Source organism: Myxococcota bacterium (assembly GCA_035498015.1).
Classification (GTDB): Bacteria; Myxococcota_A; UBA9160; order SZUA-336; family SZUA-336; genus VGRW01.
In genome coordinates, this window is record DATKAO010000100.1 from 1 (window position 1) to 8,387 (window position 8,387).

General features: G+C 70.0%; 11 protein-coding genes. 2 read left to right on the forward strand and 9 right to left on the reverse strand.

The annotated features are described in order from the left end of the window. Positions 1–199: 199 nt before the first annotated feature. Positions 200–787 (reverse strand): PEP-CTERM sorting domain-containing protein, encoded by a 588-nt coding sequence (locus VMR86_08630; GenBank protein ID HTO07109.1) that lies wholly within the window; start codon positions 785–787, stop codon positions 200–202. A 223-nt stretch (positions 788–1,010) separates the two neighbouring features. On the opposite strand from VMR86_08630, the gene VMR86_08635 reads away from it, so the two are divergent. Next, complete coding sequence (locus tag VMR86_08635) at positions 1,011–1,817, forward strand: HAMP domain-containing sensor histidine kinase (GenBank protein ID HTO07110.1); 807 nt, start codon at positions 1,011–1,013, stop codon at positions 1,815–1,817. A 2-nt stretch (positions 1,818–1,819) separates the two neighbouring features. Here VMR86_08635 and VMR86_08640 read toward each other — a convergent pair whose 3' ends face one another. After that, the gene (locus VMR86_08640; protein HTO07111.1) at positions 1,820–2,737 is read right to left on the reverse strand and encodes a glycosyl transferase; all 918 of its coding nucleotides are present in this window, start codon (positions 2,735–2,737) and stop codon (positions 1,820–1,822) included. Between the two features lie 96 nt (positions 2,738–2,833). Here VMR86_08640 and VMR86_08645 point away from each other — a divergent pair, with 96 nt between their 5' ends. Next, complete coding sequence (locus VMR86_08645; protein ID HTO07112.1) at positions 2,834–3,451, forward strand: septation protein IspZ; 618 nt, start codon at positions 2,834–2,836, stop codon at positions 3,449–3,451. A gap of 119 nt (positions 3,452–3,570) precedes the next feature. On the opposite strand, the gene VMR86_08650 is transcribed toward VMR86_08645, so the two are convergent. The 7 genes from VMR86_08650 to VMR86_08680 form a co-directional block, all read right to left on the reverse strand. Further along, positions 3,571–3,843, reverse strand: a complete 273-nt coding sequence (locus tag VMR86_08650; GenBank protein ID HTO07113.1) for a BolA family protein — start codon at positions 3,841–3,843, stop codon at positions 3,571–3,573. Between the two features lie 24 nt (positions 3,844–3,867). Further along, the gene (locus tag VMR86_08655) at positions 3,868–5,253 is read right to left on the reverse strand and encodes a methyl-accepting chemotaxis protein (GenBank protein ID HTO07114.1); all 1,386 of its coding nucleotides are present in this window, start codon (positions 5,251–5,253) and stop codon (positions 3,868–3,870) included. Then, complete coding sequence (locus VMR86_08660; GenBank protein HTO07115.1) at positions 5,250–5,621, reverse strand: response regulator; 372 nt, start codon at positions 5,619–5,621, stop codon at positions 5,250–5,252. Before VMR86_08660 ends, VMR86_08655 begins: the two co-directional genes overlap by 4 nt. Before the next feature lies 1 nt (position 5,622). Continuing rightward, positions 5,623–6,474, reverse strand: a complete 852-nt coding sequence (locus VMR86_08665) for a protein-glutamate O-methyltransferase CheR (GenBank protein HTO07116.1) — start codon at positions 6,472–6,474, stop codon at positions 5,623–5,625. Continuing rightward, positions 6,471–7,517 (reverse strand): chemotaxis response regulator protein-glutamate methylesterase, encoded by a 1,047-nt coding sequence (locus VMR86_08670; protein HTO07117.1) that lies wholly within the window; start codon positions 7,515–7,517, stop codon positions 6,471–6,473. The genes VMR86_08665 and VMR86_08670 overlap by 4 nt, the downstream gene beginning before the upstream one ends. Before the next feature lie 2 nt (positions 7,518–7,519). Then, positions 7,520–8,011, reverse strand: coding sequence for a chemotaxis protein CheW (locus VMR86_08675; GenBank protein ID HTO07118.1), 492 nt, complete (start codon positions 8,009–8,011; stop codon positions 7,520–7,522). Next, a partial coding sequence (locus VMR86_08680; protein HTO07119.1) for a chemotaxis protein CheW occupies positions 8,008–8,387 on the reverse strand: 380 nt, incomplete at its 5' end. The genes VMR86_08675 and VMR86_08680, both read right to left, overlap by 4 nt.

Here is an 8,387-nt window from a genome sequence, read left to right on the forward strand (position 1 = left end):
GCGTTCGCTGTGCCATCGGGCGCGGACTGCAGGGTCGACGAGGCAATCGGGTCGACGCGTTTCCAAATTTTGTGGAAGCGGACGAATCTGATTCGCGCGCGCGGCCGGGCAAAACCCGGAGGGAGCGTCTGGAGCGTACTCGCGAAGCAGCGACCGAAGGGTTTTAGCCCGGAGCGCAGCGCGCAAACCCGCTCTTTGTTCAGGCCTTCCTGCGCAGACCGAAGGCGGCGATCAGCGCCCCGAACCCGTAGAGCAGCATCGTGCCCGGCTCGGGAATCGGGTTCACGCGGGGGTAGAACATCTGGTCCTGGTAGGTGCGGCTCTGCAGCCAGATGGCGTCGCTGTCGAAGCTGGTCAGGTTCGCGTTGGCGAGCGAGCCCAGCATCAGGTTCGAGAGACTCAGCAGGCTGGCGCTCGCCTTCGTGATCGAGAACGAGCCGCTGCCGAGGTCGTAGTCGCCGGGGGCCTCGCCCATGACCTCCCACACCGCGACCTGCAGCGCCGCGATCGTGGTCTGCTTGGTCACGCCGAAGGTCGACATCAGCGAGTCGAGCTGCGGGTGGAAGGTGTCGACCAGATACGCCGCGCGGATCAGCTGCGACGAGGATTCGGCGCTCAGGGCGTCCCAGCCGGTGGTGGTGCCGACGGTGATGCTCTGCGCGAGGTCGACGCAGTAGCTGTAGCCCGTGGTGCCGCCGAAGCCGAGGTTGAGCTCCGCGGTGGCGACCGTCCCGGTGTGGCCCGGCGAGACCACGTTCACGTAGTCGCCCAGCGTGTATCCGGTCACGGTGAGAGTGGCGCCGGAGGCGCCGCTCGCGGCGAGCGCGAAGGCGCTGAAGAGAACATAGAGAGCCGACTTGCAGGCACAGCGGTAGGGATTCATCGCGCGGCGGGAAATGCAACGCGTGTGCCCAACGGGACGCGCGCTGCGGGGCTCTCACAGTCACGCAAGGAAAAGAGACGGATGGATATGCGCGCAAGTTGCGGGACTTCTGCCGATAGGAGGAAAAATGGCGCCCAATCTGGAGCCGGACGACGTGGAGCTCGTCACGCTGGTGGCGGGAATGGCGCACGAGATCAACAACCCGATCACCTACGTGCTCGGGAATCTCTCGGAGCTGGCCCAGACCTGCGCGGCCATGGCCGAGACACTCTCGGGCTACCGGCGCGAGGTCGGCGCGCTGGCCGGCGGCGCAGCCCCGGCGCGCATCCACGACATCGAGGCCAAGCTGCGCGAGCTGGGCGGCGTGGCCCTGGCCGAAGAGCTGGTGGTCGATGCTTCGGAGGGCGCGCGACGCATCCGGGACCTGGTGCGGGACCTGCTCTCCCTGGCGCGCTCGCCCCACTCGCAGTACACGCCGCTGCGCATCGACGACGTGCTCGAGCAGACGCTGCGCCTGGTCGCACGTCCGTCCGCGGCGCGCGCGGAGCTGGTGCGCGACCTCGGCGCGACTCACACGGTGCTGGGCGACGCGCAGCGCCTGGGCCAGGTGTTCCTGAACCTTCTGACCAACGCGCTCGACGCCTGCGCCGCGGTTGCCGGCCGGGCGCACACGATCTGCGTGCGCTCGCGCGACCTGGGCCGAGCGGTGCGGATCGAGATCGACGACACGGGCTCCGGCATCGACGCCGCGGAGCGCGGGCGGGTGTTCGCGCCCTTCGTGACCACCAAGCCGCCCGGCGCGGGCACGGGCCTGGGCCTGTACGTGTCCAAGCGCATCGTCGCGGCGCACCGCGGCGACATCGGCTTCGAAGACCTGCCCGGGGGCGGCACGCGCTTCTGGGTCGAGCTGCCGGCCAGCCCGGCGGCCAAGTGACTCTAGTCGCGCCCGGCGCTGTCCCAGAAGCGGAAGAAGTTGAACCACTGGTAGGGCGTCTCGAGGATGCCCCGCTCCAGCGCCTCGGCGAAGCGCTGCGCCTGCTGTTCGGCGTACTTCTGGCGCTCGCCGCGCGGCACCACGCCCGCCGGCGCGAACGACACGGTGGTCGCGCGGTACCTCGCGGGTCCGATGCGCACGCAGGTGGTGAGCAGCATCGGGCAGCCGAGCACGCCCTGCAGCAGGTAGGGGCCGAGCGGGAACTGCGCCTGCCGGCCGAGGAACGAGACCGACACCGTGCGGTGTTGCTCGGACGGCCAGATGCGGTCGCCCAGGATCCCCACGAACTCGCCGCGCGCGATGGCCTGGCGCATGTCGAACGCCGTGGAGAGCGACCCGGGCTCCACGCGGATCAGCCGCAGCTTGCGCCCGTTCTGAAGTCTCTCGAAGAACGAATTGATGACCGGCGCGTGGCGCGTGAACATCAGCACGTTCAGCACGATGCCGGTCTGCGCCGAGAGCTCGCGCAGCATGTCGAAGCTGCCCAGGTGCGAGCTCAGCAGGATCCCGCCGCGCTTCTCGCGCACCAGCGCCTCGACCAGCTCGCGGCCGTGGTTGTCGATCCGGATCAGCCCGCCGTCGCCGCTCCACAGGATCATGCGATCGAGCAGATTCTCGGCGAACGCGAACAGGTGACGGAACACATGGCGCGCGCGCGGTGGCCTGCCCAGGCTCTCCCGGCCTTCGGGCGTGGCCCACAGCGTGTGCAGAAAGTCGCGCGAGGCGTCGCGCGACGCGCGGCCGGTGACGAAGAAGTAGACGACGATCGGGAATAGCAGCGCGACCGAGAGCCGGCGCCCGAACAGCCGGTGCCAGCCGCGCAACAACGCGAGCGCGCGCAGGGATCCGCGCTCGGCCATGTTCGCCCATGCGCTCGCTCCGCTGGCACTCACCCTGACCCTCCGGTTGCGTCCCGAGTATGCACGAAGCGCGCCTCGGCGCGTATTTTGACGCACGTGGCAGCCCTGCAAGCGCTGGCGATCGTGCTCTATCCGTTCGCGGTGTATTTCGCGCTCGGGCGGGCGTCGCCGCGCTCGATCGGGCTGTTCACGCTGGGGCTCTTGCTGCTGCGGCTCGCGTTGGTCTCGCGGCAGAGGCTGGCCGCGACCGCGCGCGTGTTCGCGCCGGTCGCCGTGGTGTTCGGCTCGGCGAGCCTCGCGGCCGCGCTCTGGGGCGACGCGCGGGCGCTGCTGCTGGCGCCCGCGGTGTTCAACGCCGCCATGTTCGGCGTGTTCGCCGTCTCGCTCGGCCGGCCGCAGAGCGCCATCGAGAGACTCGCGCGCGCTCAGGTCGGAGAGCTGCCCGCGGACGAGGTCGCGTACTGCCGGCGAGTGACCGCGGTGTGGTGCGCGTTCTTCGTGCTGAACGGCGCGGTGTGCGCGGCGCTCGCGCTGTGGGCTTCACGCGAGGCGTGGGCGGCGTACACGGGTGCGCTGGCGTACGCGTTTCTCGGCGCGCTCTTCGCCGGCGAGTACGTCTACCGGCACTGGCGCTTCCGACGCTACCGCGGCGGGCCGGCGGACGGCTTGCTGCGCAGGCTCTTCCCGCCGCGCGAAGGATCGCTCGGACACTGAGCCGAAGGCCGCGGGGGCCGCGGCCGCCTTCGGCATGAACCGCGGCGCGAGCAGCGTCATCACCAGGGCCACGCCGAAGATGGTGCCCGTGAGCGCGTAGACGGGCCCGGCCGTCGACCTCATCGAGTCACTTCGTCCGGCGCGGCCAGGTCGAGCGCCAGCGCGTGGATCTCGGGCCCGATCTCGGCGGCCAGCGCCTCGTGCACCATGCGGTGGCGCGCGAGCCGTGCCGCGCCGCGGAAGCGCTCCGAGACCAGCCGCACGCGGAAGTGACCCGCGCCGCCCGCGGCGCCGGCGTGGCCGCGGTGCTTCTGGCTCTCGTCGGCGACCTCGAGCTCGAGCGGCGCGAAAGCCGCGCGCAGCAGTGCTTCGATGCGCGTGCGCCGGTCCACGACTCCCGAGACTATCTCGTGCGCTCAGTCCCCGCGAGAGTCGGAGAGCACCGTGCGGATCTGCGTCACCTGCGCGTTGATCTCGGCCAGCGAAGCCGCGGCGCCGCTCGCGAAGTCACGCGTCTTCTGGGCGGCCGCGCGCACCGAGTCGACCTTGCGCCGCAGCGAGCCGGCGCCCGTGGAGGCGTGGGCCGCATTGCGGGCGATCTCGTTGGTGCCGCTCGACAGCTCGTCGGTGGTGCGCGCCACGCCCTGGGTGGTGCTGGCCGCGCGCTGAACTGAGCTCGTGATCTCGTCGGCGCGGCCCGCCGCCGTGCCGACCGAGGAGCTGATCTCGGCGCTGGTCGCCGTCTGCTCCTCGACCGCCGTGGCGATGGTCTGCGTGGCCTCGCGCATGGTCTGGATGATCGCGCCGATGCGCTCGATCGAGCTCACCGCGCCCTCGGTCGTGCGCCGGATGCCGTCGACCTTGCTCGCGATCTCCTCGGTCGCCGCACCGGTCTGGCGCGCCAGCTCCTTGACCTCGTTCGCGACCACAGCGAAGCCCTTGCCCGCGTCGCCCGCGCTCGCGGCCTCGATCGTGGCGTTCAGCGCCAGGAGGTTGGTCTGGTCGGCGATGTCGTTGATCACGTCGACCACGCGCCCGATCTCGCGCGCCGCGGTGCCGAGCACCGCCACGGTCTGGTTGGTCTCCTCGGCGAGCCGCGCGGCCTGCACCGCGACGTCGGCCGAGTGGTGACAGCTCGAGGACACGTCGCGCAGCGAGGCGCTCATCTCCTCGACCGCGGTGTTCACCGAGCGGATCGAGTCATTGAAGGTCTCGATCGCGGACACCGCCGAGCTCATGTGCTCCGACACCGCGCCCGCGCCCTTGGCCACGTCGCGCACGTTGACGCTCGACTCCTCGACCGCGGCCGCCACGGCCTGGATGGCCGAGATGGTGGTCTCGCTGGCGTCGTGCATCTCCTCGGTGTCGCGCAACAGGCCCGCCGCGGCCTGCTCGAGCGTGTCGGTCGCCGGCTGGAGCGCGCCGCACACGCGGCCCAGCGCGTCGGCGGCAGCGCGCACGCGCAGGGCGTCGGAGCGCAGCGGCGCGACGAGGGCGTCGCTGCCTTCGAGGATGCTGCGCAGCTCGCCGGGCGGCAGCGTGTTCGACAGGCGCTTGAGCAGCGCGTCGTCGCCGGCTTCGAAGGCGGCGGCCGCGTCTTCCAGCGGCAAGAGCAGCGCGCCGCGCAGCCAGATCCAGATGCCCGCCACCGAGCCGAGCGCCACCAGGCACAGCGCCAGGTGCAGCGCGTCGCCCCACGACGCCGGGCCCAGCTCAGCCGCGCCGAACAGGCCGCCGAGCACGGCCAATGACGCGAGCGCCGCGAGATTGAGCTTGCGCGAGGTGCTGCTGCGCCGGGTCATGCGCTGGCCTCGACGCACTGGAGGATCTTGGTCGCCAGTGTCTCGGGTTGGAAGGGCTTGGTGAGATAGTGCTTGGCGCCGGCCTCGATGGCCTCGATCATCTTGCGGCGCTCGGACTCGGTAGTGAGCATGATCACGGGGATCTTCGAGAGACCCGGCCGGTCCTTCACCGCGCGCAGGAACTCGATGCCGTTCATCTCGGGCATGTTCCAGTCGAGCAGGATCAGCTGCACGTCGTCGTGCTCCTTCAGCCGCTCGAAGGCCTCGATGCCGTTGCCCGCGGGCACGGCTTCGTGACCCAACATCTCGAGGATCTGCTCGATGACCTTGCGCATGATCGCGGAGTCGTCGACGACCAACACCTTCATCTCACGCTTCCTTCAAGCGGTAGTACGTGGACCGTCCGTGCCGGACGACCGTGAAATCGCCGCTGTACAGCTCGAGTGTCTCGGTGGCGCCCGCGGCCAGGGTGCCCTCCGCGCGCATGACGTCGCGCGTCTTGGCCAGGATGTTCCGCTTCCAGGCAGCGGCGAAGTAGATCAGCACGTTGCGCAGCAGCACGATGTCGTACACGCCCAGGTTCCCGAACGAGTCGAGCAGGTTCATGCGCTTGAAGCGCACCAGCTTGCGCACGTCGTCGCGCAGCACCGAGATCCGGCCGTCGCGCTCGAAATAGTCCTCGCGCAGGCGCAGCGGCAGGCCGCGGCGCATGGAGATCGGGTCGTAACGGCCGGCTTCGGCGATCGCGAGCGCGTTGCGGCTGATGTCGGTGGCGAGGATGTCGAAGCTGTCGGCGCGGAAGCCGCGCAGCTCCCCGGCGCGCTCCATCTCCTTCAGCATCAGCGCGATCGTGTACGGCTCCTGGCCCGTGGAGCTGGCGGCCGACCAGATCGACACGCGCGCGCGGCCGTCCTGGCGCGCGCGCTCGAGTGAGTCGGGGATCACGACCTGGCGCATCGTCTCCCAGAACGGCATGTCGCGGAACCACGACGTCTCGTTCGTGGTCATGTCGTCGATGATGCGGTCGCGCAGCGTGGCGCCTGCGCTCTTGGCCTTGTGGTAGAACTCGCCGAAGCTCGAGCAGCCCGTCTCGACCACGACTTCGCGCAAGCGTGTCTCGACGAGATACATCTTCGCGTCTTCGAGCGAGATCCCGCACCAGGTCTCGATCAACCCGCGCAGGAGGTCGAACTCGTGTCTCTCTAAGCTGGGAACGTTCATGTAGCCTTGGCGATCCCCTGGATGCGAGTCGCGATCGCGTCGAGCGCGAGCACCTCGTCGGCCTCGCCGCCCTCGATCACCGAGCGCGGCATGCCGTAGACGGCGCAGCTGGCCTGGTCCTGCGCGATGCACCAGCCGCCGCCCTGGCGCACGGCCTTCACGCCTTCGAGCCCGTCTGCGCCCATGCCGGTCATGACGATGCACAGCGCCTTGCCGGGCACGGACTGGGCGAGTGACTTGAACAGCACGTCGACCGAGGGCCGGAACGAGTTCACCGGCTTCTGGGTCGTGAGCCGCACGAACGGCTCCGAGTCCTGCATGGCGATCTCGAGATGCTTGCCGCCGGGGGCGACCAGCACTTCGCCGGCGCGCAGCGGGCGGCCCTCCTCGGCCTCGCGCACGCGCAGCTTGGAGCGCCGGTCGAGCGAGGTCGCGAGCGACGCCGTGAAGCGCGCCGGCATGTGCTGCACGATCAGCACCGGCACGCGCAGGTCGGCGGGCAGCATGGGAATCACTTCGGCCAGCGCGCTCGGCCCGCCCGTCGAGCTGCCGATCGCCACCACGTCGATCACGGGCGCCTTGCCGCGCGCGCCCTTGGGCTTCTGCACCTTCGCGGGCTTGGCGCGCTGCGCGCGGCCCTCGCGGAAGGCGTCGATCACCGTCGACAGCGGCTCGCGCAGCGCGGCGAAGCCATCCTCGCCGGGCTTCACCTGCGGCTTGGTCACGAAGTCGAACGCGCCCGCCTGCAGCGCGTCCATGGTGATGTTCGCGCCGTTGGTGGTCAGGCTCGACACCATGATGATGCCCGCGTTCGGGAGTAACTGGCGGAGCTTGGGCATGGCTTCGACGCCGCCCATCACGGGCATCTCGACGTCGAGCAGGATCAGGTCGGGGCGCAGCTCGGCGGCCTTGGCGATCGCGTCCTTGCCGTCGCCCGCCGTGCCCACGCAAGCTAGGTCGGGCATCTCGCGGAGACACCCCTGCACCAAGCTGCGGTAGATCGCGCTGTCGTCGACGATGAGAACCTTGAGCGTCTCGGCCATGCCTACTCCGTGTCGCCGAGCCGCAAGAGCGCGCTCGGATCGACGATGCGAATCACTTGATCTTTGAGCTGCACCACCGCGGCCAACAGATGGTCGTTCTTCCCGGACTGATCGGGCGGAGCCGGGGCGATCTGATCTTCCGAAACCGTGATCACGTCCGAGATGCGATCGACCCAGAAGCCCGCCAGCTCGTCGTTGGTGGCCAGATCGCCGAGCCCCAGGCTCGCCAGGTCCGAGTTGGTCTTCAGGATCACGAGCCGCGTGCTCTTCTTCTGCTCGCGCGCGGGGTAGCCGAGCCGGACGGCGGGATCGATCACCGTCACGATCTGTCCGCGCAAGTTCATGAGTCCACGCACCGCGGCGGGCGCACCGCGCGCGGGCGTGATCTGCACCTGCCGGTTGATCTCGCGCACGGTGAGGATGTCGATCCCGTAGCACTCGTCGCCCAGGTAGAACGTGCAGTAGCGGCGCTCGAGCGAGCCCGTGGCGTTCATGTCGGGTTCGTCCTCTCGATGCCCGCCGCCTCTAGCAGGCGCGGCGCGTCGAGGAACAGAGTGAGTCGGTCTTCGATGATGGCGGAGCCCGCGAGGCCCGGCGCGTTGAGCTGCGAGCGGTCGGGCTGCGCGTCGGACTCGAGCGTGTCGACGATGCGCGTGGCGATGATGCCGGCCTCGAGTCCCTCGAGGCGCGGGATCAGCACGAAGAACTCGTCGGCCTCCTCGCCGCCGCCGCGCACGGGCAGCACGTCCTCGAGCCGCACCAGCGGGATCGTGCGCCCGCGGTGTTTCAGGAAGCGGCGCGAGCCGACCCACTCGACCTGCGGCTTCTCGACGCGCTCGAGCCGCAGGAGCTCGCGCAGCGGCATCGCGA

Coding starts and splice junctions, on each gene's coding strand:
- VMR86_08635 (HTO07110.1), top strand. CDS start 1,011: ATGGCGCCCAATCTGGAGCCGGACGACGTGGAGCTCGTCACGCTGGTG.
- VMR86_08640 (HTO07111.1), bottom strand. CDS start 2,737: ATGGCCGAGCGCGGATCCCTGCGCGCGCTCGCGTTGTTGCGCGGCTGG.
- VMR86_08655 (HTO07114.1), bottom strand. CDS start 5,253: ATGACCCGGCGCAGCAGCACCTCGCGCAAGCTCAATCTCGCGGCGCTC.
- VMR86_08660 (HTO07115.1), bottom strand. CDS start 5,621: ATGAAGGTGTTGGTCGTCGACGACTCCGCGATCATGCGCAAGGTCATC.
- VMR86_08665 (HTO07116.1), bottom strand. CDS start 6,474: ATGAACGTTCCCAGCTTAGAGAGACACGAGTTCGACCTCCTGCGCGGG.
- VMR86_08670 (HTO07117.1), bottom strand. CDS start 7,517: ATGGCCGAGACGCTCAAGGTTCTCATCGTCGACGACAGCGCGATCTAC.
- VMR86_08675 (HTO07118.1), bottom strand. CDS start 8,011: ATGAACGCCACGGGCTCGCTCGAGCGCCGCTACTGCACGTTCTACCTG.